Source organism: Microcystis sp. LE19-195.1E (assembly GCF_027532095.1).
GTDB classification, from domain to species: domain Bacteria; phylum Cyanobacteriota; class Cyanobacteriia; order Cyanobacteriales; family Microcystaceae; genus Microcystis; species Microcystis aeruginosa.
This window is the reverse complement of record NZ_JAPZSZ010000201.1, coordinates 1-24,631: the sequence shown is the minus strand read 5'-3', so window position 1 is coordinate 24,631 and position 24,631 is coordinate 1. Positions and strand designations below refer to the sequence as shown.

Sequence of the window (24,631 nt, the reverse complement as noted above, 5' to 3'; positions counted from 1 at the left end):
AATAACCCAAGGTATTTCTGGTTGCGAGTAATTATTGTAGAGAAGGGAGAGGGGTGTGGGGTGTGGGGTGTGGGGTGTGGGGTGTGGGGTGTGGGGTGTAGGGTGTAGGGTGTGGGGTGTGGGGTGTGGGGTGTGGGGTGTGGGGTGTAGGGTGTGGGGAGAACAAAGCTGCCCTTTACCTTTTGCCTTTTGCCTTTTGCCTTTTGCCTTTTGCCTTTTGCCTTTTGCCTTTTGCCTTTTGCCTTTTATCTCCTGTCTCCTGTCTCGGAGTCTCCTGTCTCGGAGTCTCCTGCCTCCGTTAAATTTCTTCCCAAGTACCTTGAGCGGCGGTAATTTTCTCTTTAGCACTATTGCTAAAAGCGGCGGCCTTCACCTTGAGGGGAACGGTAATTTCACCATCACCTAAAACTTTTAAAGGTCCGTCGTTGCTGGTGAGAATTTTAGCTTTTAGGAGACTTTCCAGGGTAACTTCCGTATTAGCGGGTAAAGAAGCTAATTTTTTCAGATTAACGATTGTGTATTGACGGGGGTTAACCAAAGGAAAATGCTTTAATTTGGGAACCCGACGATAGAGGGGCATTTGTCCCCCCTCAAAACCGGGACGAGTCCCCGTCCCGGAGCGAGATTTTTGTCCGCGCATTCCCAGACCGCAGCTAGCGCCCTGGCCAGCCGAGATACCCCGTCCCACACGACGACGACGTTTAGTGGACCCCGGTTGGGGGGCGATTTCGTGGAGTTTCATGGTGATTTCTCTAGGTGTACAAATGTTCTACAGATACGCCTCGATCCTTGGCCACTTCCGAGAAAGTGCGGAGGGTTTCCAGGGCGTTAACGGCGGCTCTAGCGTTATTGAGGGGGTTATCGCTACCGAGTTGTTTAGCGAGGATATTTTTCACCCCGGCTAATTCTAAAACGGTACGGACAGCACCCCCGGCAATAACCCCAGTCCCCGGAGCAGCCGGACGCATAATCACTTGAGCGCCACCGGAAGCCCCCCGGGTAAGGTGAGTGATAGAACTAGCCTTAGTTAAGGAGACTTCAATTAGTTGTTTTTTGCCATCGGCCACGCCTTTACGGACGGCCCCGATCACATCCCCTGCTTTGCCGACTCCCACTCCCACCTGGCCGTTTTCATTACCGACCACGACGATAGCCCGGAAGCTGAGTTTTTTACCACCCTTAACCACTTTACTAACCCGGCGGATCTGGATGACCCGCTCTTGCCAAGTGGTTTCTTTTTCTTTTTCGCGGTTGCCTTTGCGACGTTTTGCCATAGTTTTATCAGTGTTGAAAGGATATTTTAGAAGTTTAAGCCGGCTGACCGAGCCGCTTCTGCTAAGGCTTTGACGCGACCGTGATAGAGATTGCCACCGCGATCAAAAACCACTTGTTCAATGCCTTTGTCTAGGGCCCGTTGGGCCACCAGTTTACCCACGGCAGCCGAGGCTTCTTGGGTAGCGGTGGATTCCAATTCCCCGCGCAAGGTTGCCTCTAGGGTAGAAGCAGCAGCGAGGGTATGTTGGGCTACGTCGTCGATAATTTGGGCGTAGATGTGGTTATTAGAACGAAATACGGATAAACGCGGCCGTTCAGCAGTGCCATTAATTTTGCGACGCACACGCTGGTGACGACGACGGACTGATTCTTTGCGACTAAGTTTCATGGTTTATTTTTTACCTCCTTTACCGCCTTTAGCGCCTTTACCGCCAGCTTTACCAACTTTGCGACGGACAACTTCACCAAGATAGCGAATCCCTTTTCCTTTATAAGGTTCGGGGGGACGAACTTCGCGGATTTTAGCGGCGGTGTTACCGACGGCTTCTTTGTCGATGCCACTGACGATAACTTGGGTGTTGTTTTCTACGGCGACGGAAACACCATCGGGCATCTCCATTTCCACGGGTTTACTGTAACCGACGTTAAGAACTAATTTACTACCCTGCGCCTGGGCGCGGTAGCCCACCCCTTGGATATCGAGGCGTTTTTGAAAGCCGGTAGCGACTCCTTCCACCATGTTGGCCACTAGAGTTCTACAGAGTCCGTGGCGTTCTCTGGCGGTACGGGAATCGTCTTGACGGCTAACGAGCAGAGTTTCGCCATCTTTATTGATGGCGACGGCGGTGGGTAGGGTTCTCTGGAGAGTTCCTTTGGGTCCTTTCACCGTCACGGTAGCACCATCGATATCGACGGTGACTTTATTGGGAATAGGGATCGGGCGTTTGCCAATACGAGACATAACAGTTATCAGTTATCAGTGGGTCAGATATCAGGGAAGAGTTATCAGTGGGTCAGCTATCGGGTTTAAACTTGCAAAGGCTGACGGCTGATAGCTTATCCTTGTTTACCAGATGTAGCAAAGGACTTCGCCGCCAACGTTTTGTTTACGAGCTTCGCGATCGGTCATAATGCCTTTAGAGGTGGAAACAATGGCGATGCCAATGCCACCGAGGACGCGAGGCAAGTCTTTACTATTGGAATAAACTCGCAGGCCCGGTTTACTGACTCTGGTGAGGGTAGTAATGATCGGTTGACGGTTTTTGCCTTTATATTTGAGGGAAAGAACTAATTGAGATTTAATCCCCTCACCCACTTCCTCAAAGTCAGCAATAAAGCCTTCGTCTTTGAGAACTTGAGCAATACTGCGCGTCATCCGCGTGGTGGGGATTTGAGTAGTGGTCTGCCGAACCGCGCAAGCGTTACGGATGCGGGTCAGCATATCCGAGATGGTATCGTTAGCAGACATGAATTACCTGTTTTTCTCCTAAATTGGGATCAACATCAGTTATCAGTTATCAGTTATCAGATTTGAGTATTAGGTGAGTAGTATTAAATAGCAGTTTCCTGCTGTCTTTTCACTGAATCACTGTTTACTGTTTACTGTTCACTGTTCACTTATTTACTGGTCACTGTTTACTTTTCTCTTGATTGATTTATCTAAAGGGCATTCCCATCTCTTTGAGGAGGGCGCGTCCTTCTTCGTCGTTTTTAGCGGTGGTGATGATTGAGATGTCCATCCCGCGAATTTGATCGATTTTGTCGTATTCAATTTCGGGGAAGATCAACTGTTCACGAATGCCTAAACTGTAGTTACCACGACCATCAAAACTGTTACCGCTGATACCGCGAAAGTCGCGAATGCGTGGTAAGGCCAGATTAATTAGACGGTCTAAAAAAGCGTACATTCGATCGCCGCGCAATGTCACCATGACACCCACGGGCATTCCTTCGCGAATTTTGAAGCCAGCGATCGCTTTTTTGGCCCTGGTCACTACCGGTTGTTGTCCGGTGATGGTGGACAGTTCCTCCTTAGAAGACTCCAAAGCTTTGGCATTTTGTGAAGCTTCCCCAAGACCGCGGTTAACAGTAATTTTGATAACTTTAGGTACTTGGTGGATATTGGTATAACCAAATTGTTCTTTCAGTTTAGGAACAATGGTTTCTTGATAGGTGGTTTTTAGTTTTTGGCTCATAGTTTTTCTGCTTGCTTTTCCTGGGCTTGGTCAGGAACTAGAATTGATGGGAAACTAATCGATAATTTCGCCAGTTTTCTTCAGTATCCGCACTTTCCGACCGTCTTCGGTAAAGGTATAACCCACCCGACTGGCTATTTTTTTCTTCTCGGAATAGAGCATGACTTTGGAACTGTGAATCGGTGCTTCGTAGGTAACGATTTGACCCGATTCTCCTTCCTGTTGGGGTTTAGTATGTTTGGTGCGGATATTAACTCCCTTGACCACCACGGTACTTTCTTGGGGGAGGGCGCGTAAAATTTCGCCCACTTTGCCCTTATCGGAACCGGCGATTACTTGAACGACATCCCCTTTTTTAACGTGCATTTTTTGCCTTTGGGGTGAGGTTTGACTGTTTTTCTTACTCATTTTTTTTGACCTCCGATTGCCTTTGTACTTTTGACTTTGATCAGAGAACTTCTGGGGCTAAGGAAACAATTTTGGTGTAGTTTTTATCGCGCAATTCCCGAGCGACCGGACCAAAAACCCTAGTACCTTTGGGATTACCGTCATTATTAATAATCACGGCGGCGTTATCATCAAAACGGATGCTCATACCGCTATCGCGACGGACGGTTTGACGGGTCCGCACAATCACCGCCGTCACCACATCGGATTTTTTCACGGGCATATTGGGGATAGCGTCCTTAACCACGGCGATAATTTTGTCACCGATGCCGCCGTAGGTACAGTTACCTGTTCCCAGCACCCGCAGACACATTAGTTTCCGCGCCCCGCTATTGTCAGCGACATTTAAGTAGGTTTGTTGTTGAATCACGGTTTTTACCTAGGTGAAATTTAATTATCGGTTAATATTTCCGCCACTTCCCAACGTTTGGTTTTACTGAGGGGGCGGGTTTCACGAATACGAACTCGATCGCCTTGTTTGGCTTGATTTTCTGCGTCGTGAGCTTTAAATTTCTGGGTTTTCACGACGATTTTGCCGTATTTAGGGTGAGGAGAGCGGTTTTCAATGGCTACCACTACGGTTTTATCCATTTTATCGCTGACTACTACCCCAACTCTTTCTTTAACTGCCATAGTGGGTTATGCCTCCGGGGTGGACTGGGCTAGTTGGCGCTCCCGTTCTACGGTCAATAATTGGCCAAGACGGTGGCGGGTGTGTTTGAATTCGTGGGTTTTTTCCAAGCGGCGGGTGGCCTGTTGCAAACGCAATTCAAACAGTTTCTTTTTGGCAGCGAGGATAGCAGCGGCGATGTCGTCATCACTCATCTTCCTCACTTCGGCGATTTTTGGTAGAGCCATTAGACAAAATCCTCCTCGCGAGTGATAAATTTGGTCTTAATCGGTAATTTTTGGGCGGCTAGGCGCATTGCTTCCCGGGCTACCGGTTCGGCTACCCCGGCAATTTCAAACATAATGAACCCCGGTTTAACCACGGCCACCCAGAATTCGGGGGAACCTTTCCCGGACCCCATCCGAGTTTCTGCAGCCCGTTGGGTGACGGGTTTATCGGGAAAAACGCGAATCCAGATTTTGCCACCCCGACGGATATAACGAGTCATTGCCCGTCTGGCGGCTTCGATTTGACGGGAAGTAATCCAACAGGGTTCGGTGGCTTGCAGGGCGAAATCGCCGAAATTAATCGTATTTCCGCCGGTGGCCAGCCCGCGCATCCGTCCGCGCTGTTGTTTGCGGAATTTTGTTCTTTTGGGACTTAACATGAGCTATTTACCACTGATAAATATTAGGGATCAGCCCTCACTAGAGCGATCTTCAAACTGTTGACGGCGACGCTGTTGACGGCGCGGTGCTTGAGCGGGAACGGCGGCGGCAATTTCTTCTTGGCCGGGGATAATTTCGCCCTTAAAGATCCAAACTTTCACGCCTAGAATCCCGTAGATGGTGCTGGCGGTTTTATAGGAGTAATCAATATCGGCGCGCAGGGTATGCAGGGGAACTCGTCCTTCCCGCACCCATTCGGTGCGAGCGATTTCCGCCCCGTTGAGACGACCGCTAACTTGAATTTTGATCCCTTTGACTTCGGCCCTCTGCGCCCGTTGGATGGCTTGCCGGACAACACGACGGAAGGAAACCCGTCTTTCTAGTTGTTGGGCGATGTATTCGGCGATCAGGTTGGCATCGGCATCAACGCGAGCCACCTCAATGACGTTAATGCGAATTTGACGCTGGCCACCGAGGGCTTTTTGTAAACCTAGGCGCAGCTGTTCGATTCCCGTGCCACCACGACCGACGACGACCCCGGGGCGAGCGGTATGGATGGAGATATCTACTTGATCGGCCTTACGTTCGATGCGAATATCGGCGATACCGGCATTAGCGAGGTTTTTTTCGACGTAATCACGAATGCGGCGATCTTCTTGCACTAATTCGGGGTAACGTTTCGCGTCGGCATACCAGCAGGATTTGTGATCTTTGATAACGCCGAGACGAAAACCGAGGGGATGGATTTTTTGTCCCATTGTGGTTTTTTTAGTTAAGGTGATTAGTCTTCGAGGCTAGGAGCGACGGCGACGGTGATATGACAGGTGGGTTTGCGAATTTGGTAGGCGCGGCCTTGGGCCCGGGGTCGAAAACGTTTTAGGGTCGGTCCGCCATCGGCAAAGGCTTGGCTAACCACCAAGGTGGCGGGATCGAGTCCTTCGTTATTTTCGGCGTTGGCAACGGCGGAACGCAGGACTTTGAGGATGGGATCACAGGCCCGGTAGGGCATGAATTCGAGAATAATTAGGGCTTCCCGATAGGAGCGACCGCGGATCTGATCGAGTACCCGTCTGACTTTCAGGGGTGACATCCGAATATAGCGGGCGATCGCTTTGACTTCGTTAGAGGTATCGATGGTCATTTCAGTTATCAGTTATCAGTTAGGTAGGGTGGGTTAGGCGACGACAACTTATAAGACTTAGTTATTAATTTATCTAGTCGCCGTAACCCACCATCTCATGGTTATCTGAACGCTGACCGGGGGCTGACGGTTTTAAGATAACCGCCCACCGATCTATTTCCGTCCTGCTTTTTTGTCGCTCTTGGCGTGGCCGCGGAAGGTGCGGGTGGGAGCGAATTCACCGAGTTTATGACCGACCATCTGCTCGGAAACATAGACGGGAACGTGCTGTTTGCCGTTGTGAACGGCGATCGTGTGACCGACCATATCGGGAATGATGGTCGAGGCCCGGGACCAAGTTTTAATCACTTGTTTACTGCCCTGGGCGTTGAGTTTTTCGATTTTTTCCATCAGGTGGCCAGCGACAAATGGCCCCTTTTTCAGTGAACGACCCATAATTTTCAGTCAAAAGTAAAGTAATAATTTCTAACCCTGGTTACGACGGCGCACGATCAGATCGCTACTGCGTTTTTTCTTGTTGCGAGTTTTGCGACCGAGGGCGGGTTTACCCCAGGGAGTCATCGGGCCGGAACGTCCGATCGGAGCGCGACCCTCTCCACCTCCATGCGGGTGATCCACTGGGTTCATGACGCTACCCCGAACATGAGGCCGTTGACCGCGGTGACGGGTACGGCCGGCTTTACCGAGACTGATATTTCTCGCTTCGGCGTTACCGACTTTTCCGATGGTGGCGTAGCATTCACGCCGGATCATGCGGACTTCTTTGGAGGGGAGGCGGATGGTAACGTAATCGCCTTCTTTCGCTACCACTTGGGCGAAACCACCGGCAGCCCGCACCATTTGACCACCGCGACCGGGGACGAGTTCGATGTTATGAACTTCTGTCCCTAGGGGGATGCGACTTAAGGGCAGGGCATTACCGACCTCGAAGGGAGCGTTTTCTCCGGCGATGACGGTATCACCAACGCCTAAACCGGCGGGGGCGATGATGTAGCGTTTTTCCCCGTCTTTGTAGAAAAGCAGGGCAATGCGGGCGTTACGGTTAGGATCGTACTCGATCGCCGCTACTTTGGCTGGAATATCCCGTTTATCGCGACGAAAATCGATAACCCGGTAGAGGCGTTTATGGCCGCCGCCCCGGTGACGACTGGTAACGACACCGCGATTATTACGCCCCTGTTTACTGTGTTTGCGATGAGTTAGGGACTTTTCCGGTTCGGTTTTGGTGATCTCTTTAAAGTCGGAGATGGCCGCCTGCCTTGTCCCGGGGGTTAAAGGTCTAAAAGAACGAATACCCATAGTTTAGTTTTCCGTTATCGGGTTTCTTGGTTTTTATACGTCGGGATAGAGGGTGATCGAGTCGCCTGCTGCTAGGGTCACGATCGCGCGTTTGTATTGGGGTTTGTAACCGAGGAAACGGCCGACGCGTTTTTTCTGACGAGAGGGGCGGCTGGTGTTCACTTTCGTTACTTTCACGTCAAACAGCAGTTCGATCGCCGCTTGAATTTCCGGCTTGGTCGCTTTCAAGGCGACATCGAAGACGTATTTATTTTGTTCTAGGAGTAGGGTGGCTTTCTCGGTGACGATCGGCTTTAGGATCAGATCGGCGAGTTGTCTGGCTTCAGTTTTAAGCACCATAGACCTCCTCAATTTTAGCTAGGGCTGCGGCGGTGGCGATAACTCGATCGGCTAGGATGACATCATAGACGTTGAGACTATCGGCGCGAATAATTTTGAGATTGCAGATATTACGTCCCGATAAATAGACATTTTCGGGAATTTCCGTCAAAATCAGCAGAATTTTTTCCTCTGGACTGGCTCCCCAGCGACTTAAGGCAGCGGTGAGTTCTTTGGTTTTGGGTTGGGAGAATTGTTCGGCGAAGCTTTCAACCACGATAAAGTTATCGGCCTGGCTGATCAAAGCGGTTCTCAGGGCTAATCTTTTCTCTTTGCGATTGACCTTAACCTCAAAATCTCTCGGTTTTGGTCCGAAGATGACGCCGCCACCACGCCAGAGGGGAGAACGGATCGAACCAGCCCGGGCCCGGCCGGTGCCTTTTTGCCGCCAGGGTTTGCGACCACCGCCGCGCACTTCCGAGCGGGTTTTGCTGGAGGCGTTACCTTGGCGGGCCGCCGCTAGATGGCTGACGACGACGCGGTGAATTAGGTGTTTGGCGGTTTCGGGTTTAGCGGTTTTCAGTTCCAGGGTGCCTGTTCCCGCTTCTTCCCCTTGCCAATTTTTGACTGTGTAGTTAACCATGGCTTTAATCTTTCCTTGCCCTATTTACCAAATTTCTTGGCGGGGGTGATGTTTAACAGGGTTCCTGGTTTGCCCGGGACGGCTCCTTTGATCAGGATCAGGTTGCGTTCGCTATCGATTTTGACCACGGACAATTTGCGGATGGTAACTTGGGTTGCTCCGTATTGTCCAGCCATTCTCTTACCCGGGAAGACGCGACCGGGGGTAGTACCGGCACCGGTGGAACCGGGGAGACGGTGGTTTTTGGAACCGTGGGTCATGTTACCGCGCTTGAAGTTATGGCGTTTTTGATAGCCGGAGAAACCCCGTCCGATGGTGGTTCCAGCCACATCGACCAAATCGCCTTCTTGGAAGATAGCGGCGGTAATTTCTTGGCCTAAAGTGTAAGCGGATGCGTCCTCGAGGCGGTATTCGATTAAATGCCGCAGGGGGGAGACACCGGCTTTGGCTAAATGACCGAGCAGCGGTTTGTTGAGGGCTTTTTCTTTGACGGTTTTGTATCCCACTTGGATGGATTCATAACCGTCGGTTTTTTTAGTTTTGACTTGGGTGACGGGACAAGGACCTGCTTGAACGACGGTGACGGGAATGGCGACTCCCGTTTTGTTGTCGAAGATTTGGGTCATGCCCAGTTTTGTACCGAGGATACCGATAGACACGGATTGTTCTCTTTATCTTTACTAGACGACAATCAAAAATAACGTGGCCGTGGCTATAGGAGCGGGAAAGATTTTTCCCACTTTATCAGCCTGCCCAACTTGAATGACTTTTTTCGAGTTATTTAAGCTGGCATCCCGTTAAATTCGTAAGTAAGACTAGACAGGTTTGCTGGTTCTGCCTAGATTGTTGCTGGTCTTTGTTTCTTCAGGACTTAAAGGGTTTATCTTCAGTATCCCGGCGAAGACCGAGCGACCAAGGCGGTTCTGCTCGGCAGTGCCTTCAGCACCACCTAACCCCGATTTTGGCCACAATCAAACATTATATAGTATTTGTGACTTTTTAGGCAAGAGGTTTTTTTAGTCACCGGAAATGATCATATCTAGTCTGGTCAAATTATTTATCCCGTTCGGCGGTCTTCAGCAGCGATGGGGGCAGACCGAGCCAATAGATTCAATTATAGTAGTTATCTTAATGGTGAGGTACAAAGTTTGCCTTTTGGGGAATCGGTCGTTGGTGGTCGATACCAAATTAGGTTACACTTATTTATGTTGACATACCCCACGCCGTAAAGGGACGTGGATTCTTCTAGCATCACTGCTGAGAATTTCTGGCTCAACGAGTCCACTTGAATTAGATTCCTGGCGAAGTCCCACCCAGAGGTGGTTCTCTCCTCAGACTTTTGCGACCTTACAGAAGCCTGTTCTCGGGGTCCCCTACGATACAGTTCAAAACCTCTAAAATAATTGGTTTCTTTGGTACTTGACGCTTAGAGCTTTTACCTATAGGAGCATTCCCCTAGAGAACCCCATAACTCTAGTTTTCAAGGTGCGTTCATCGGTTGATGACTGGGTTTTTTAAGCGGTTGCTTACCCGGCCCCCTATTTTTAATATCATACATCATACATATAAAGTCGCCCTAAAAGGGCGAGGCTTTCAACCCAATTTTTCGGTAAATGAGGTGGGATGACAGCAGGGTACTATCATCCCTTGTTTGGAGGTTAAATCGCTTCGAGATCTTTTTCGCCGGTACGGATGCGGACGATCTGTTCCACGGGGGAGATGAAGATTTTACCGTCTCCGATTTCACCGGTACGGGCCGCCGAAATCAGCTTATCGACGACCATATCGACTTGCTTATCTTCGACGACGATCTCGATCTTGAGTTTTTGGAGAAATTCGACGGTATACTCGGAACCGCGATAACGTTCCGATTGACCTTTCTGACGACCGAAACCTCTAACTTCGGAGACGGTCATCCCGACAATGCCCGCATTAACTAGGGCGATTTTCACCTCTTCAAGTTTAAAGGGTCGGATAATCGCTTCTACTTTCTTCAAAATATCTATCTCCTCGTTGCGTGACGATACTTTCTTGGTAAATTACCTGTTAATTCTAAACGCAGAATCCCAAGAATAGCGCTTAAAGTCATGATTTCTTCAATTATTGCCCTTGGCCACAGTCTTCTGCGGTGAAAAATCTCCAGGTGGGAATTGACTCTCCCCCACTAACCGCTCGCGCGGTGTAGCGGGGGATTCTCGGTTCTTAGTGGGACTTAGACAAAAAACAAATCGAGAAAAGCCTCAAGTCCAATCCCCGCTTGGGATTTACTTCGAGAAGCCCAAAATCGCTGAAACCCAGATATATCAAGAAAAATCATCAATCGAGGTTAAACCTTTGTACCGTAATGGTTTGAGCCTTTTTTGCTGACCGAAAACGCCTAAGTCCGGATAGCCCACCCGAAGCGATCAACTAACTAGAGAGATAATCCCAACTGAAGGCCGAAAACACCGTGAACTAGCAGTAAAATCAGGGCAATACTGCCGATATAGGCGTGAATAGTCCGGAAAAGTTCTTTTTTATCGCCAGCGAAGCCAGTGAGGGACAATAATCCATTGAAAGCTAATAAACCGATTGCGACCGATCCTGTCCAGAAATGGCTGCTTTCGAGGATTGGATGTTTCTGCATGACTAGGGATAAAATACCGCCGGTGTAACCGAGAGCGATAAATAAAAACAGCCAGGGGGCGAGTTGGCGGTGATCAGCCCGATTTTTGGCCACTACTTCCCCATCTTTGCTTAAACGGCTTTGCCAACCGGCATAGGCAGTATAACTACCCATAACTAAAACCACGATCCCCATCATGACTGGATGTCCCCAATGAACGATCGGTTCGGGAGTTCCGAGACCGCGAAAGGCAGCGGCGATCGGCTCTAGCGCATCACTTAAACTTTGATTCATGTTTGTTACCTAACTTTACAAAACCCTCTCGCCTAAGATTTTAGCCGATCTCTGGCCTAGAAAAACTTCGGTTAGCCGAAAAAATGTCAAGCCTTCGCTAAATTTCTTAACATTTCAGCTAGAGATTAGCGGAGAAATATAGAATAAAGTCAGGGGAGACTAGGGATCCCCACGGGGATTAGCCCCTAGGAGGGAGTTATGACTTATCTGCTCAAAGATCGGCGATCAGCAGGGAGACTATTAGCTAGTTACTTGACAGAATATACCAATAGTGCTGGGGTGCTAGTTTTGGCTTTGCCCCGGGGTGGGGTTCCGATCGCCTTTGAAATTGCCCAAAGGTTACATTTACCGCTAGATCTGTGTTTAGTGCGAAAATTAGGTGTACCGGAGCGCAAAGAGTTAGGTTTTGGGGCGATCGGTCAAAATGGTGTGCGGGTAATCAATGAAAGTATCGTTGACGACTTGCACCTATCGGAGGCGATGATGGAACGGGTAGCAAAGGAAGAAATGATCGAATTAGAGCGACGCAATCGCTTGTATCGAGGGGAGCGACCCTTTCCGGCCCTGACGGGAAAAACGATTATTCTAGTAGATGATGGTATCGCTACGGGAGCAACGATTAAAGCGGCGATTCTGACCCTTAAGGCTGGAAATCCCGCTGCTATTATTATTGCTGTTCCTATTGCCCCAGTGGAAGTCTGTGATCAATTAGAAAAATTAGTTGATCGAGTAATTTGCCTACATAAACCCTACGAATTGAGATCAATTTCTCTTTGGTACGAAGATTTTTCCCAAACCAGCGATGAGGAAGTGCAAACACTTTTAGCCACCGTCGATAGTTCTTTGATTCCAGTTTAGGGAAGAAGGGAGAGGGAATTAGGAAGTGGGGAAGTGGGGAAGTGGGGGAGTGGGGGAGTGGGGGAGTGGGGGAGTGGGGAGAATAAATAACAGCAATCTCCTGAATTCAGGAGTCAGAATTGAGACTTACGAATTCTAACTTCTGACTTCTACGGCATCGGTATCAACGGCATTGGTTGGGGAAGAAACCTCGGTTTGATTCTTTACTGTCCCCGGACGGCGATTGCGATAATCAAGAACTAATCGCGATAATTCCGTGGTTAAAAGGGTGAGGACAATACCATCATCGATCCAACCAATAATCGGGAAAACGTCAGGAGAAATATCGAGGGGGCTAAACAGATAAACCATAGTTCCCAGAATGATAATCCAACGATATTGGGGGTGAGTGATTTTGCTGCTGTACCAGTTGTAAAAAGATTCAACAATCGGTTTCATTAATTTGTCCTCGTTGACGGCGATAATTTAATTTTGTCAGGTTGTCCCTGGGGCTGATAGTGAGGTTTTACCCCCATTATCTAGGGTGATATCCGCTAATTAATCAAAAAAAAAGCCCAGAAGAAAATTCACCTTTAGGGATGAGCCTGAATTATTAAGCTAAGACGTATTTAAACCGCTTATTCTTAATGATCAGCCGAATTTCCTCCAATCTCTTTACTGTTGCCTCTTGCCAGAGTGTCTCTTGCCTCGTCTCAACAAGCAATTTAAATTATGAACAGCTTATTACTGGATGCTTAAGAGGGGAGATAGTGGCATCTTTATCCCCTATAATAGGCGATAACAAACTAATCAATTATCTGCCAGTTTAAGGATGGAAACCCTCTTTCATCTAGTTACTTTTGCCTTTGTCTTCGCTTTTGGTGCCTCGGTGGGCAGTTTTTTAAACGTGGTCATCTATAGATTACCTAAGGGGATATCTCTAGTTTATCCCCCTTCCCACTGTCCGAAATGTCACCATAGGTTAGGTAAAAGCGAGAATATACCTGTTTTAGGCTGGTTATGGCTAGGGGGTCGCTGTCGCTGGTGTAGAACCGCGATTTCTGTCCGTTATCCAGCGATCGAAACTTTTACCGGTGTGTTATTTTGTCTGGTTTTAGGAGATTTTAGCTTTTCTTGGCAGACCCTCGGCTATTGGATTCTCCTCAGTTGGTTATTAGCTTTAGCTTTGATCGATTTTGACACGATGACGCTTCCCAACTGCCTCACCCAATCGGGATTAGTTTTAGGGATAGTTTTCCAAACTCTTTTAGGTTGGCAAAATAATCAAAGTGTTATCTATCTCTTTTCAGCGATCGCTAGTGCGGTTTTAGGAGTCTGGTTATTTGATCTGATCCGGTGGGGGGGAAGTTTTGCCCTCAGACAGCAGGCCATGGGGGGAGGAGATGCCAAATTAGCGGCCATGATCGGTGCTTGGTTAGGATGGCAAGCATTATTAGTCACCGCTTTTCTGGCCTGCGCTATCGGGGCAGCGATCGGTATGACGGGCATTTTTCTGGGTAAAATGGCAAAAAGACAAGCTATACCCTTCGGCCCACTTCTTGCCCTCGGCGCTCTGATGAGTGTCTTTTGGAGTGATAAGATCATCTCAGCCTATCAAACCATTTTTTTCCCTTTGTTGTAAAAAAGCTATCTTGTAATTAGGGCTTGCTGAATAATGGTAAAACCCTTTGAAAATAAGGCTTTTGACCTGTTAAAATCCGATGTTCATGCTGCGAATATAGGATTAAGACCTTCAAAAACCTTGCATTATCCTTCTTTTAGTACATAAACTGGTACAAAAAAGAGGGCAACAAAGCCTGAAACGACCGGCTCCTGACTCGGAGACTCCTGACTCCTAACCCCACCAACAAACTTTTTGCCGCAAACCCTAATTAAATCTTGATACAATAGTCTTCCGTGTCTTGGATCACCATTAGAACAACCCCCAGTCTAGGGTAAGCCGATTGGCTACAGGAAATGCTCAAAGCTCACGACATGCCCAGTCCCGTTATCGCTATTGGCCTTGGTATTTATTGCGGCCAGGGGCATCAGGCCGCCCTACAAGTGCGTCCCCAAGATCGCTGGACAGCACTTTTGTTATTAAGTCCTCTAGAGGAAAGTCGATAAATTGTCTTTATTTTAAACTATGTCTCTATTTGATTGGTTTGCAAATCGCCAAAAAACAGAACCCAAGGTTCAACAACAACAGGAACGAGAAATAGCCGATGGTCTATGGACCAAATGCCCAAATTGCGGCGTTTTGGCCTATACGAAGGATTTATTAGCTAATCAACTGGTTTGTCTCGATTGCGGTCATCATAATCGGGTGGAAAGTGAAGAAAGAATTCGCCAGTTAGTGGATGCTAATACTTGGAATTGCCTCGATGAACAGATTCGACCGACGGATCCGCTCAAATTTCGCGATCGGAAAAGTTATAGCGATCGCCTGCGGGAAACCCAAGAAAAAACCGGACTGACGGATGCTGTCCGGACGGGAACGGGGACGATCGATGGTTTACCCTTAGCTTTAGGGGTGATGGACTTCCGTTTTATGGGGGGTAGCATGGGATCGGTGGTGGGAGAAAAACTCTGTCGTTTGACGGAACAAGCTACCGATGAACGTTTACCCCTCGTGATCATCTGCGCTTCCGGTGGGGCGAGAATGCAGGAAGGAATGTTAAGTTTAATGCAGATGGCCAAGATTTCCGGTGCCCTTAACCGGCATCGAGAAGCAAAGTTACTCTATATTCCCGTCTTGACTAATCCCACCACGGGAGGAGTCACGGCCAGTTTTGCCATGTTGGGAGATATTATTATCGCCGAACCAAAGGCTACTATCGGTTTTGCCGGTAAACGGGTAATTGAACAGACTTTGCGCGAGAAATTACCGGAAGGTTTCCAAACATCGGAATACCTATTAAAACACGGGTTTGTCGATGCGATCGTTCCCCGTCCCCATCTCAAGAAAACCCTGGCCCAATTAATCAGTTTACATCAGCCCTTTTTCCCCTTGTTATCCCCCCTCAACAGTGATCATCACTACAGTCAACCGGAGTTAATCCCTCTGAAAACAGTCCAAGGTCAAACAACAGTTTAATCCCTGTAAGACGGCACTGGAGTTGAAGGTCTGAGCATTTGTACTAAAATATCCCGATGGGCAGTTTCAAGGTAGTGCATCCCACACCCCACACCCTGCCCCCAGGAAAAACTTTTTGCCGCAAACCCTACTTAACTGGGTTGACAATGATCGCAAAGTCCAAAAAATTCGAGAGTGTGGTAATAAACCTTGAATTGGTGGGATTTTTCGAGTTTTTCTGCCAATTCGTGAACGGGACACTCATTAAAGACGATAGACCGACCGCAATGAATACAGGTAAGATGGTGTTGATCCTGCTGAAGGGAACTGTAGAGGGATTCTCCTGTGGCTAGGGTTCTCACCTGCACTGCACCCTGTAGTTTTAGGGATTCTAGGGCGCGGTAAACAGTGGCTAACCCCATATTTTGGTCACGCTGACGGAGTTCCACAAACAATTCTTGAGCGGATACTGCCCGATTTAAGGTTTTGAGTAAGTGGATAATGCGCTCTTGCGATCGGGTGCGTTGGGATTTCATATCAAAAAGGTCAGCGATCAAAGTTAATTCTATGCCAAAAAATTATCAGTGCTGTATTTATGTTACCCTGCGCCCTTCGGTTCTCGATCCGGCGGGTACGGCGGTAGAGTCGGGATTAAAGCAATTAGGTTATGATACTGTGGCTGGGGTGCGAATTGGTAAGTATATTGAGCTTACCGTAACAGCAGCGGACGAAACCAGCGCTCGCGCTCAATTGGCTCAAATGTGCGATCAACTATTGGCTAATCCTGTAATTGAAAATTATCGCTTTGATTTGCATTGTCAGGAGATAGGGGATAGGGATTAGGGGATAGGGAAATGGGGAAATGGGGGATTAGGGGATAGGGAAATGGGAGAATGGGGAAATTCAACTAATACCCTAACACCCATCTGATGAGAGCTTTTTGCAAAATGAATTAACCAAGTTAAAAATTATGAAGTTTGGGATTATTGTTTTCCCTGGATCGAATTGCGATCGAGATGTGGCAACGGTGACGGAGGGGATTTTTCAGCAACCTACCCGCTATGTTTGGCATCAAGAGACGGATTTAGCGGATTTGGATGTGATCGTGGTGCCGGGGGGATTTAGTTACGGCGATTATTTGCGCTGTGGTGCGATCGCTCGGTTTTCGCCAGCGATGAAAACTGTCCGAGAAGAAGCCGAAAAAGGTAAATTAGTTTTAGGCATCTGTAACGGTTTTCAGGTATTAACGGAAATTGGGCTGCTACCTGGTGCGTTAATTCGTAATCGCGATTTACATTTTATCTGCGATCGAGTGCCGGTAAAAGTGGAAAATAATCAATCTGTCTGGACGCGAGGTTATCAACCGCAACAGGTGCTTAATTTGCCGATTGCCCACGGGGAAGGGCGTTATTATGCCGCAGAAGATACGTTAAAATCTCTGGAGGATAACGGACAAATTCTCTTTCGTTACTGTACTGCCACAGGAGAGGCAAATGAGTCGGGAAATCCTAACGGTTCGTTAAATAATATTGCAGGAATTACCAATAAAGGAGGAAATGTGCTAGGAATGATGCCTCATCCCGAACGCGCCGCCGATCGGATGCTCAATTTGACCGATGGGAGTCTGTTATTTCAGGAGTTGATCAATTGTTGTTGACTAGACCTCTTGTAAAAATCAAAAATTGTTGTTAGGGTCAGGAGTCAGTAGCCGGTCGTCAGGAGTCAGGAGAATTAAAAATGAATAATAATCAATTAAATGGTCTATTTACCGACTTTAGGCAATTTAATCCTTATTTTTGCCCTTTTTCAACCCTCAAGTAGTTGGGTTTTTGGGGTTTTGGGGTTTTAGTTGAAATTTCCCTGATAACTGATAACTGATAACTGATAACTGATAACTGATAATCCTGTGGCTGTTTTAAAAGATAATCGGGCTACCGTCCAAAAGGTTCTTTGGATCACCCTACTGCTGAACATTTTGGTTATGGCGATCAAAGCGGGGGTGGGTTTGAGGATTGGTGCTTTAAGTCTGCAAGCGGATGCTCTCCATAGTGTCACCGATAGTGCCAATAATGTCTTGGGATTAGTAGCGATGCGGTTTTCCTCTCCCTATCCCGATCGAGATCATCCCTACGGACATCTGAAATACGAAGCGATCGGAGCTTTAGCGATCGCCGCATTTTTGGGGATTGCCTGTTTTGAAATCTTGCAAGGGGCGGTCATGAGTATTATCAAAGGAGGCAAACCCGTCGAGATTGCAGGTCCTGAGTTATGGCTATTAATTATCGTTTTAGGGGTGAATATTTTTGTCACCTATTATGAAAGATCGGTGGGGCAGCGTGTCGGTAGTGCGATTTTGATTGCCGATGCTCGTCATACCATGAGTGATGTCTGGGTGACAATTACGGTTTTATTGGGTTTAGTCGGGGTTTGGGTGGGCAATACGGCTAATATTCCCCAATTACAATGGTTAGATGTGATTTTGTCCTTTCCCGTCGCTTTTTTGGTGTTTGGCAGTGGTTGGAAAGTCCTGATGGAGAATTTACCTTTTTTAGTGGATGAAATGGCGATCGCTCCTGAAGTGATTCATCAAATTGTGATGGAGGTGCCGGGGGTGCTTAATTGTCATGCGATCGCGTCTCGGGGAGTGGTGGGAAGACAGGTATTTATAGAAATGCACCTAGTTGTCTCCGCGCAAGATGTGGAAACTGCTCACGCAATCACGGAAGCGGTAGAAGCAAGATTAACCCAACAATTTAGCCCTGTGAGAATTTTAATTCACGTTGAACCGCCGGATTATCGTTCCGATCAGATCACTTTTGATGAAGAAGTGTGAAGCAAAAAGGCCTAAAATAAGTAGCAAACTTTTGCTAGAGGTGGCCATGACGACAGAAAATCAAGCTAGAAGCATAGTAATTACTGGTGGAGCAGGATTTATCGGCTCGAATTTTGTTCATCATTGGTGCGAGAATTATCCTGAGGATCGTGTAATTGTTCTTGATGCTCTTACCTACGCGGGCAATTTGAATAATTTAGCGACACTGAAAGATAGAAAGAATTTCCGTTTTCTGCAAGGGGATATCTGCGATCGAGCTTTAGTTGATGAATTATTTGCTGGTGAAAATATCGATACAGTTGCCCATTTTGCCGCCGAATCCCATGTGGATCGATCGATTCTTGGACCTGGGGCTTTTGTGCAAACTAATGTGGTGGGAACTTTTACTCTATTAGAAAGTTTTCGGCAACATTGGTTAAGTAATCATCAACCCGATAACTATCGTTTTCTGCACGTTTCCACCGATGAGGTTTATGGCAGTTTAGGAGTAGATGATCCGGCTTTTACCGAAACTACTCCCTATGCTCCTAATAGTCCCTATTCTGCTTCAAAAGCGGGGAGTGATCATCTAGCGAGAGCTTATTTTCATACCTACGGAATGCCGACAATTATTACTAATTGCTCTAATAATTATGGTTCCTATCATTTTCCCGAAAAGTTAATTCCTTTGATGTGTATTAATATTCTTTTGGGTAACCCTTTACCTGTTTATGGTGATGGTCAAAATGTTCGAGATTGGTTATATGTGCGGGATCATTGTCAAGCTTTAGATACAGTTATTCACAAGGGAAAAGCGGGAGAAACCTATAATATTGGCGGAAATAATGAGGTAAAAAATATCGATTTAGTCAGGATGTTATGTGAGTTAATGAATGAATTAGCTCCCGATTTACCCGTGAAACCTGCTCAGAATTTAATTACTTTTGTCAAGGACCGCCCTGGACACGATCGCCGGTATGCTATTGATGCTAGTAAAATTCGCACTGAATTAGGTTGGCAACCTCAAGAAACGGTAGAGGGGGGATTAAGAAAAACCATTCAATGGTATCTCGATCATCGGGATTGGTGGCAACCTTTGTTATCCAAAGAATATCAAGAGTATTATGGGAAAGTTTACGGTTAGATAAGGGTAAAAACTTTAATCTTAATTTTGGGTGTGTTAGCCAAAACTAACACACTTATTACTTTAGCTAGATTAATATTTTAATTGTCAGTGATTAAGATCACAGAAAAATCTCAAAAAAATAGTTAGGTTTGAGAGATAATAGGAGCAGATCAGGCTAAGACTGGTAATCTTGACTTTTTATTAGCAGCAACTATGGCTTATAAAAGAAATTATCGCCGCCGTAAGAATCGGCAATCGGGAAGGACAATTCCAGGGATTTTCATCTTTTTAGTTTTAATGTCCGTTGGGATGGCATTTAAAAACCAAAGTTCTCAACTGCTCAGGAATTTTCAATCATTTAAACCAGCCAATAACTTAATTTATAATACTAATAATCTGCAACTTTCTCAGCCAATTATTCCTGGGAATAATCACCAAGTTAGACAGGGAAATTATCAAAATATTGATCGTCTAGCTCGCAGCATCAATTACCAAGGAAATTCTCTATCAGAATTAGCAACAATTCTATCTAAATATGCCAAAACAGAAGCAGAAAAAGCCCGCATTATTTACGTTTGGATTACCCATAATATTACCTACGATGTGGCAAGTTTTTTAAGGGGTAATTACGGTGATGCGAGTCCTTATGTGGTTCTCAAAAATCGTTTTGCTGTCTGTTCAGGGTATGCCAATCTTTATCAAGCTTTAGCAGAAAAAATGGGATTAAAATCAGCAGTTGTTATCGGTTATGCTAAAGGATTAGGCTATCTAGTGGGCAATGCTAGTGATGCTAACCATGCTTGGAATACTGTCAGAATTAATAATGCTTGGTATCTAATTGATGCAACTTGGGGTGCGGGAGTAGTCAATAACAATCAATTTCAACGGCAATTTAATCCTCATTATTTTGCTACTCCACCCGCACAATTAATTTATAGTCATTTCCCCGAACAAACTCAGTGGCAATTATTACCGAAAGTTTATAGAAAACAACAATTTGATTCTTGGCCGATTGTGACATCACAATTTTTTCGAGATGGCATAAAATTAGTCAATCACAATAGTTATAATATCCAGTCTTCAGGAATAACAGAAGTTATTTTACAAGTTCCTCCTCACACCCAGATTTCTGCTCAATTGCAGCAAAATAATTTACCTATCAATAGCCATTTACCCTTAATTCAAAGAGTCAATGGACAAGCAATAATTAAAGTTTCCTTTCCCCAAGCTGGAAGTTATGATTTGATGGTTTTCTCTAAAAATAAATCCGATAAAAATAACTTTAATCATGCTTTATCCTATCGAATCACCAGCAATGCTAAGGGTGTTTCTATACCGAAAACCTATGCTACTTTTGAAGAAAACAATGTCTATCTTTATAGTCCCACAATAGCCAAATTAACTAAGAATCAATTGGTAAATTTTAAAATCGAAGTACCTAATGCTTTAGATGTGGTTATCATTGATCAATCATCGGGTAACTGGACTCCTTTAACTAAGTCAGGTAATTTATTTTTCGGTAATGTTAAAGTTGGTTCAGGAAAGATAACTATCGCTGGCAAGTTTACCGAGGGTAATAACTACGCTAGTTTAGTTGAGTACGAGTAATTTGTCTTTGAGTCATTAAGGAGCAAAAGAATGAATCTTGATACTTTTAACAACTCTCAGAAAATCCTTATCGAAGATGATAAAAGTTTACTGATGTTTGAAAATAAAGAAATTATTTTGGTTGGTCAATTTAAAAATCAAATAATTGAAGAATTAGAAGACTATATTTCTGACTTTGTTCTCGATGGTGTAATGTTAAAATCGAAAAGTTATATTTGTGGTCAGATAGCTAAACTAGATTGGGTTTATTATCCGAGAGATAGACAAATATTAAATCTATTAATTTTAGGAGAAAAACGATGGAGACAAGGTAAAATTAAAGTTTATGGTCAATGTGACTTTTCTCCTATTTTAGAAAAATTAGCCCATCAAGAATATGACTACTCGCAATTATTACAGATATTAAAAGAGCAAGGATTTAAAAATTTCAATGAAACTCGTCAAATAAAAATTACCCTAGAATTTATTCCTGAAAATAGCCCACTGGAACAAGAATCAGAATCACCCCTAGAGTCAATTTGTATGTTATTATAATTAAATAGGGAATAATTAAGGAGCAAAAGAATGAATATTGATACTTTTAACAACTCTCGGAAAATCCTTATCGAAGATGATAATAGTGTATTGATGTTTGAAAATGAAGAAGTTATTTTAGTGAGAAAATTTAAAGAAAAAATCCAGGCAGATTTTTTGGAGTATATCGGCAACTTTTATTCCCAGGGAAGACTAAGAAGAAATATATCAAATAGTTCTTCTACATTTGGTCAAATTAATAAAATTGAATGGTTTCATTATCCGAGTGAAGGGAAGGATTGTAAAGTATTAATACTGGGAGAGAAAGACTGGAGAACAGGAAAAGTTAAAACTTCTGGAGAATGTACTTTTTCTGGTGTTTTAGAAAAACTGCCTCAAAAATTAGGTGAACATGATCAGGAATTTCTGCGGGAATTACAAAAACAGGGATTTGAGAATTTAAATGAAACTCGTCAAATAAAAATTACCCTAGAATTTATTCCTGAAGAAAGCACAATTGAGCCAGAACCAGAATCACCCCTAGAGGAGATTCGGCAAATGCTGCGAGAAAATCCCGAAAAAACTAACTTCAATTCCTGAAAAACTAATTAGGTAATAAGGAAAATAAATTAAAGCAATCTCCTGTCTCCTCTCTCCTGTCTCCTGCTGTAATTATCATGGCAAAAACTCCGAGAATCCCGATTCCGATCGAAGTGAGAAAATATGTTTATCAAAGGGATAATTATCAATGTCAGAGTTGCGGTAAACCCGAAAAATTAGCCCAACTTTCCATAGATCATATAATCCCCTTAGCTTTAGGTGGCAGTAACGACATTAGTAACCTGCAAACCCTTTGTTTATCCTGTAATCGCCGCAAAAAAGACCATTTAGACCCTCGTTTTCGGCGTTATTTTCAATAATATCCAATGGCTGCCGACCCTTTCCTCGATCGCCACTTGTGGAAATACCGCCTGGATGAGTTAGAATCGGAAAGAAGAATTTTTGAGTAACCATGATCAAATTACGTCTAAAACGCTTTGGTAAAAAACGCGAAGCCAGTTATCGTATCGTTGCGGCCGTTAGCACCAGTCGTCGCGATGGTCGTCCCCTAGAGGAATTAGGATTTTACAATCCCCGCACCGATGAAGTGCGTCTGGATGAGGAAGGGATTATCCGACGCTTACAACAAGGAGCGCAACCGACGGACACCGTGCGCGGCATTCTCACCAAACAGAAAATTTTCGAGAAAATCAATGCCTAGTACCCCCAATTATCTCGAACTGGTGAAATTTATGATCGAGCCGTTTTTGGAAGATCCAGCCAGTCTGAGATTGGATATCGAGCGCTGTAAGGAAAATGAACGTCTTTGGGTGCGTGTAGCCTTCGATGATGCCGATAAAGGCAAAGTTTACGGCCGGGGAGGACGCAATTTACAGGCGATTAGAACTACCCTAGAAATGGCGGCCGCAAATGCCGGTCGCTCTCTTTATCTAGAAGTCTATGCGGCCGAAAATGAAGGCGAACAGCGCCGCACCCGTCGTTCTAATGGTAACTTTGAAGGTACGGAAAGAAGACCGAGCAATCGCCGACCACCCGCACCCCGGCAGCTCAACAACTAACGAGCGATTTTAGGAAAACAGGGAAGGGGTTTCATCCTCTACCCTCTCCAGTTGCTCTAATTGCTGCCAAACTTTGGCGAGTAAAGTGGTTAATCCGGCTCCCGTCACGGCGGAAATAGTCAAAATCTCGGCATTGGTTATTTTAGCAAACTGCTTTTGGTAGTTATCTATCGTTTCCTCGTCCACAGCATCAATTTTGTTGAAAACCAGTATTTGCGATCGCTTTTCCAATTCCCGACCATAGGCGGCTAATTCCCCTTGAATAATTTGATAATCGGCGATCGGGTCTTCTGCTGTCAAGGAGACAAGATGAATTAACAGGCGTGTGCGTTCGATATGGCGCAAAAATTCGTGTCCTAAGCCGATTCCTAGGTGCGCTCCCTCGATTAATCCAGGAATATCGGCGAATACCGTCCCGTCTCCCGTGGGTTTGCGTACCACTCCCAAGTTAGGAATGAGAGTCGTAAAGGGATAATCGGCGATTTTGGGACGAGCAGAGGAAACGGCCGAGATTAGGGTGGATTTTCCCGCATTGGGCAGCCCGATAATGCCCACTTCCGCTAATAACTTCAATTCTAGGCGTAAATGGCGTTTTTCTCCCTCTAAACCGGGTAAGGCGTATTCGGGTGCGCGATTATTATTGCTTAAAAAGTGGCGGTTGCCTAATCCCCCTTTTCCCCCGGCAGCCACGATTAAAGTCTGTTCGGGAGTTACCAAATCGCCGATAATTTCCTCGCTATCGAGATCGTAAACCACTGTACCACAGGGAACTTTAATAATGCGATCGCTCCCGTTGGCTCCCGTGCAGTTGTTGGGGCCGCCCCGTTTACCGTCATCGGCCTTAAAATATCGACTATACTGGAAATCTAGCAGGGTTTGCAGGTTCTGAGTCGCCACAAAAATCACCGAACCACCTTTTCCCCCATTACCTCCGGCCGGACCGCCGGCGGGGACGTATTTTTCCCGACGGAAAGCGACAATTCCATCACCTCCCTTACCCCCTTCTACTTCTATTTCGGCGCGATCAATAAACTGCATAAGACTAAGTAGTTAAAGTGAAAAAATGCTCAAGATCAAAGCTGTTATAGGTTAACATCTTGCCAATTTAAAGCTTCTGCGAATCCCTGAAAATGTTTGACATTGGTAGTAGCGATGACTAGATAACGGCTCGGATCTTGTTTTTTTAATAACTGCCAATGAGCAAGAATAATAAAATAATATCTACGTCAATATTGTAATTATCAGCCGTTTGTTGGCCAATCTTTCGAGTTTCTACCCAAATTTGTGACGATTCTAACATCACCTCGGTATCTAAATTATCTAGCTATTAAAGGAATTTTTCTTGACCGATTCTAATAATAGGCTTTTTCTGACTTCATAATCACAGCTATCGGAACTAACTACATAGGGTTTGCTGAATAAATCTAAAAACCTTGTTGGATAAGACTTTTAGACTTGTTTTCCCTCAAAAAGTGCCGACCTTTGGAGTGATTGGGGGGAAAATTCCGGGACTTTTTCCCTGAAAATTAGGTAATTGACCACCTG

The 24,631-nt window shown here is 45.7% G+C and carries 38 protein-coding genes; 14 read left to right on the top strand and 24 right to left on the bottom strand.

The window, feature by feature from the left end:
• The 21 genes from O9300_RS11705 to O9300_RS11605 form a co-directional block, all read right to left on the bottom strand.
• Positions 1 to 348 (bottom strand): hypothetical protein (locus O9300_RS11705; RefSeq protein ID WP_287971783.1); only part of this gene is annotated, 348 nt, incomplete at its 3' end.
• Positions 299 to 742: a 50S ribosomal protein L15 gene (rplO, locus tag O9300_RS11700; RefSeq protein WP_079206322.1), complete on the bottom strand. Its 444-nt coding sequence runs from the start codon at positions 740 to 742 to the stop codon at positions 299 to 301. The genes rplO and O9300_RS11705, both read right to left, overlap by 50 nt.
• A 10-nt stretch (positions 743 to 752) precedes the next feature.
• Complete coding sequence (rpsE, locus tag O9300_RS11695) at positions 753 to 1,274, bottom strand: 30S ribosomal protein S5 (protein ID WP_002746611.1); 522 nt, start codon at positions 1,272 to 1,274, stop codon at positions 753 to 755.
• A 26-nt stretch (positions 1,275 to 1,300) separates the two neighbouring features.
• On the bottom strand, positions 1,301 to 1,663 hold the full coding sequence (gene rplR / locus O9300_RS11690) for a 50S ribosomal protein L18 (protein ID WP_002753900.1): 363 nt from the start codon (positions 1,661 to 1,663) through the stop codon (positions 1,301 to 1,303).
• A gap of 3 nt (positions 1,664 to 1,666) precedes the next feature.
• Positions 1,667 to 2,236: a 50S ribosomal protein L6 gene (gene rplF, locus O9300_RS11685; RefSeq protein WP_287971782.1), complete on the bottom strand. Its 570-nt coding sequence runs from the start codon at positions 2,234 to 2,236 to the stop codon at positions 1,667 to 1,669.
• Between the two features lie 105 nt (positions 2,237 to 2,341).
• Positions 2,342 to 2,743: a 30S ribosomal protein S8 gene (rpsH, locus tag O9300_RS11680; protein WP_002734721.1), complete on the bottom strand. Its 402-nt coding sequence runs from the start codon at positions 2,741 to 2,743 to the stop codon at positions 2,342 to 2,344.
• A gap of 187 nt (positions 2,744 to 2,930) precedes the next feature.
• Positions 2,931 to 3,470 (bottom strand): 50S ribosomal protein L5, encoded by a 540-nt coding sequence (gene rplE / locus O9300_RS11675; protein WP_002734750.1) that lies wholly within the window; start codon positions 3,468 to 3,470, stop codon positions 2,931 to 2,933.
• A gap of 54 nt (positions 3,471 to 3,524) precedes the next feature.
• Entirely contained in the window at positions 3,525 to 3,878 is a 354-nt protein-coding gene (gene rplX / locus O9300_RS11670; RefSeq protein WP_151695074.1) for a 50S ribosomal protein L24, read from the bottom strand.
• Between the two features lie 40 nt (positions 3,879 to 3,918).
• A complete protein-coding gene (gene rplN, locus O9300_RS11665; protein WP_002732358.1) occupies positions 3,919 to 4,287 on the bottom strand; it encodes a 50S ribosomal protein L14 in 369 nt (122 codons plus the stop codon).
• A gap of 20 nt (positions 4,288 to 4,307) precedes the next feature.
• Positions 4,308 to 4,550, bottom strand: coding sequence for a 30S ribosomal protein S17 (gene rpsQ / locus O9300_RS11660; protein WP_002796423.1), 243 nt, complete (start codon positions 4,548 to 4,550; stop codon positions 4,308 to 4,310).
• 6 nt (positions 4,551 to 4,556) lie between these two features.
• Complete coding sequence (gene rpmC, locus O9300_RS11655; RefSeq protein WP_147070997.1) at positions 4,557 to 4,775, bottom strand: 50S ribosomal protein L29; 219 nt, start codon at positions 4,773 to 4,775, stop codon at positions 4,557 to 4,559.
• Positions 4,775 to 5,194, bottom strand: a complete 420-nt coding sequence (gene rplP, locus O9300_RS11650; protein ID WP_002734310.1) for a 50S ribosomal protein L16 — start codon at positions 5,192 to 5,194, stop codon at positions 4,775 to 4,777. The genes rpmC and rplP overlap by 1 nt, the downstream gene beginning before the upstream one ends.
• Positions 5,195 to 5,224: 30 nt before the next feature.
• Positions 5,225 to 5,953: a 30S ribosomal protein S3 gene (gene rpsC / locus O9300_RS11645; protein ID WP_185238747.1), complete on the bottom strand. Its 729-nt coding sequence runs from the start codon at positions 5,951 to 5,953 to the stop codon at positions 5,225 to 5,227.
• 23 nt (positions 5,954 to 5,976) lie between these two features.
• On the bottom strand, positions 5,977 to 6,336 hold the full coding sequence (rplV, locus tag O9300_RS11640; RefSeq protein WP_002734454.1) for a 50S ribosomal protein L22: 360 nt from the start codon (positions 6,334 to 6,336) through the stop codon (positions 5,977 to 5,979).
• Positions 6,337 to 6,489: 153 nt separating this feature from the next.
• Positions 6,490 to 6,771 (bottom strand): 30S ribosomal protein S19, encoded by a 282-nt coding sequence (rpsS, locus tag O9300_RS11635; protein ID WP_002753908.1) that lies wholly within the window; start codon positions 6,769 to 6,771, stop codon positions 6,490 to 6,492.
• 30 nt (positions 6,772 to 6,801) lie between these two features.
• The gene (gene rplB / locus O9300_RS11630) at positions 6,802 to 7,635 is read right to left on the bottom strand and encodes a 50S ribosomal protein L2 (protein ID WP_287971780.1); all 834 of its coding nucleotides are present in this window, start codon (positions 7,633 to 7,635) and stop codon (positions 6,802 to 6,804) included.
• A 33-nt stretch (positions 7,636 to 7,668) separates the two neighbouring features.
• Entirely contained in the window at positions 7,669 to 7,974 is a 306-nt protein-coding gene (locus O9300_RS11625) for a 50S ribosomal protein L23 (protein WP_012267967.1), read from the bottom strand.
• A complete protein-coding gene (gene rplD / locus O9300_RS11620) occupies positions 7,964 to 8,596 on the bottom strand; it encodes a 50S ribosomal protein L4 (protein WP_002732765.1) in 633 nt (210 codons plus the stop codon). Before rplD ends, O9300_RS11625 begins: the two co-directional genes overlap by 11 nt.
• A 20-nt stretch (positions 8,597 to 8,616) precedes the next feature.
• Positions 8,617 to 9,255: a 50S ribosomal protein L3 gene (rplC, locus tag O9300_RS11615; RefSeq protein WP_002734589.1), complete on the bottom strand. Its 639-nt coding sequence runs from the start codon at positions 9,253 to 9,255 to the stop codon at positions 8,617 to 8,619.
• Positions 9,256 to 10,254: 999 nt separating this feature from the next.
• Complete coding sequence (locus O9300_RS11610) at positions 10,255 to 10,593, bottom strand: P-II family nitrogen regulator (RefSeq protein WP_002787863.1); 339 nt, start codon at positions 10,591 to 10,593, stop codon at positions 10,255 to 10,257.
• Between the two features lie 416 nt (positions 10,594 to 11,009).
• Positions 11,010 to 11,495 carry a DUF4079 domain-containing protein gene (locus O9300_RS11605; protein ID WP_287971778.1) on the bottom strand — a complete coding sequence of 162 codons (486 nt, stop codon included), beginning with the start codon at positions 11,493 to 11,495 and terminating at the stop codon, positions 11,010 to 11,012.
• 198 nt (positions 11,496 to 11,693) lie between these two features.
• Between O9300_RS11605 and O9300_RS11600 the strand changes: the two genes are divergently transcribed.
• Positions 11,694 to 12,353 (top strand): phosphoribosyltransferase, encoded by a 660-nt coding sequence (locus O9300_RS11600; protein ID WP_287971777.1) that lies wholly within the window; start codon positions 11,694 to 11,696, stop codon positions 12,351 to 12,353.
• A 135-nt stretch (positions 12,354 to 12,488) separates the two neighbouring features.
• On the opposite strand, the gene O9300_RS11595 is transcribed toward O9300_RS11600, so the two are convergent.
• Positions 12,489 to 12,791, bottom strand: coding sequence for a YkvA family protein (locus O9300_RS11595; protein WP_002762481.1), 303 nt, complete (start codon positions 12,789 to 12,791; stop codon positions 12,489 to 12,491).
• Positions 12,792 to 13,164: 373 nt separating this feature from the next.
• On the opposite strand from O9300_RS11595, the gene O9300_RS11590 reads away from it, so the two are divergent.
• The 3 genes from O9300_RS11590 to accD all read left to right on the top strand — a co-directional run bounded on the left by O9300_RS11590 (position 13,165) and on the right by accD (position 15,429).
• Positions 13,165 to 13,974, top strand: a complete 810-nt coding sequence (locus O9300_RS11590) for a prepilin peptidase (protein ID WP_287971776.1) — start codon at positions 13,165 to 13,167, stop codon at positions 13,972 to 13,974.
• A gap of 353 nt (positions 13,975 to 14,327) precedes the next feature.
• The gene (locus O9300_RS11585; RefSeq protein ID WP_287971775.1) at positions 14,328 to 14,459 is read left to right on the top strand and encodes a hypothetical protein; all 132 of its coding nucleotides are present in this window, start codon (positions 14,328 to 14,330) and stop codon (positions 14,457 to 14,459) included.
• Positions 14,460 to 14,478: 19 nt separating this feature from the next.
• Positions 14,479 to 15,429: an acetyl-CoA carboxylase, carboxyltransferase subunit beta gene (gene accD / locus O9300_RS11580; RefSeq protein WP_287971774.1), complete on the top strand. Its 951-nt coding sequence runs from the start codon at positions 14,479 to 14,481 to the stop codon at positions 15,427 to 15,429.
• Between the two features lie 131 nt (positions 15,430 to 15,560).
• Here accD and O9300_RS11575 read toward each other — a convergent pair whose 3' ends face one another.
• Positions 15,561 to 15,944 (bottom strand): Fur family transcriptional regulator, encoded by a 384-nt coding sequence (locus tag O9300_RS11575; RefSeq protein WP_287630642.1) that lies wholly within the window; start codon positions 15,942 to 15,944, stop codon positions 15,561 to 15,563.
• A 31-nt stretch (positions 15,945 to 15,975) separates the two neighbouring features.
• Here O9300_RS11575 and purS point away from each other — a divergent pair, with 31 nt between their 5' ends.
• The 10 genes from purS (at position 15,976) to O9300_RS11525 (ending at position 23,086) form a co-directional block, all read left to right on the top strand.
• Positions 15,976 to 16,251, top strand: coding sequence for a phosphoribosylformylglycinamidine synthase subunit PurS (gene purS, locus O9300_RS11570; protein WP_002796436.1), 276 nt, complete (start codon positions 15,976 to 15,978; stop codon positions 16,249 to 16,251).
• Between the two features lie 127 nt (positions 16,252 to 16,378).
• Positions 16,379 to 17,065 (top strand): phosphoribosylformylglycinamidine synthase subunit PurQ, encoded by a 687-nt coding sequence (gene purQ, locus O9300_RS11565; RefSeq protein WP_287971772.1) that lies wholly within the window; start codon positions 16,379 to 16,381, stop codon positions 17,063 to 17,065.
• A 249-nt stretch (positions 17,066 to 17,314) separates the two neighbouring features.
• The gene (cdf31, locus tag O9300_RS11560; protein WP_287733011.1) at positions 17,315 to 18,241 is read left to right on the top strand and encodes a CDF family zinc efflux transporter Cdf31; all 927 of its coding nucleotides are present in this window, start codon (positions 17,315 to 17,317) and stop codon (positions 18,239 to 18,241) included.
• 46 nt (positions 18,242 to 18,287) lie between these two features.
• Entirely contained in the window at positions 18,288 to 19,364 is a 1,077-nt protein-coding gene (gene rfbB, locus O9300_RS11555; protein WP_287971771.1) for a dTDP-glucose 4,6-dehydratase, read from the top strand.
• Between the two features lie 195 nt (positions 19,365 to 19,559).
• Positions 19,560 to 20,954 (top strand): transglutaminase domain-containing protein, encoded by a 1,395-nt coding sequence (locus tag O9300_RS11550; protein WP_287971769.1) that lies wholly within the window; start codon positions 19,560 to 19,562, stop codon positions 20,952 to 20,954.
• A gap of 30 nt (positions 20,955 to 20,984) precedes the next feature.
• The gene (locus O9300_RS11545) at positions 20,985 to 21,488 is read left to right on the top strand and encodes a KGK domain protein (RefSeq protein WP_287971768.1); all 504 of its coding nucleotides are present in this window, start codon (positions 20,985 to 20,987) and stop codon (positions 21,486 to 21,488) included.
• 30 nt (positions 21,489 to 21,518) lie between these two features.
• A complete protein-coding gene (locus O9300_RS11540; protein ID WP_287971767.1) occupies positions 21,519 to 22,067 on the top strand; it encodes a KGK domain-containing protein in 549 nt (182 codons plus the stop codon).
• 77 nt (positions 22,068 to 22,144) lie between these two features.
• Entirely contained in the window at positions 22,145 to 22,387 is a 243-nt protein-coding gene (locus tag O9300_RS11535; protein ID WP_002746947.1) for an HNH endonuclease, read from the top strand.
• Between the two features lie 92 nt (positions 22,388 to 22,479).
• Positions 22,480 to 22,728 (top strand): 30S ribosomal protein S16, encoded by a 249-nt coding sequence (rpsP, locus tag O9300_RS11530; RefSeq protein ID WP_002780060.1) that lies wholly within the window; start codon positions 22,480 to 22,482, stop codon positions 22,726 to 22,728.
• Positions 22,721 to 23,086, top strand: coding sequence for a KH domain-containing protein (locus O9300_RS11525; protein ID WP_002736767.1), 366 nt, complete (start codon positions 22,721 to 22,723; stop codon positions 23,084 to 23,086). The genes rpsP and O9300_RS11525 overlap by 8 nt, the downstream gene beginning before the upstream one ends.
• A 9-nt stretch (positions 23,087 to 23,095) precedes the next feature.
• Here the strand turns inward: O9300_RS11525 and obgE are convergent, their stop codons facing one another.
• On the bottom strand, positions 23,096 to 24,124 hold the full coding sequence (gene obgE / locus O9300_RS11520) for a GTPase ObgE (protein WP_287733015.1): 1,029 nt from the start codon (positions 24,122 to 24,124) through the stop codon (positions 23,096 to 23,098).
• Positions 24,125 to 24,631 lie beyond the last annotated feature (507 nt).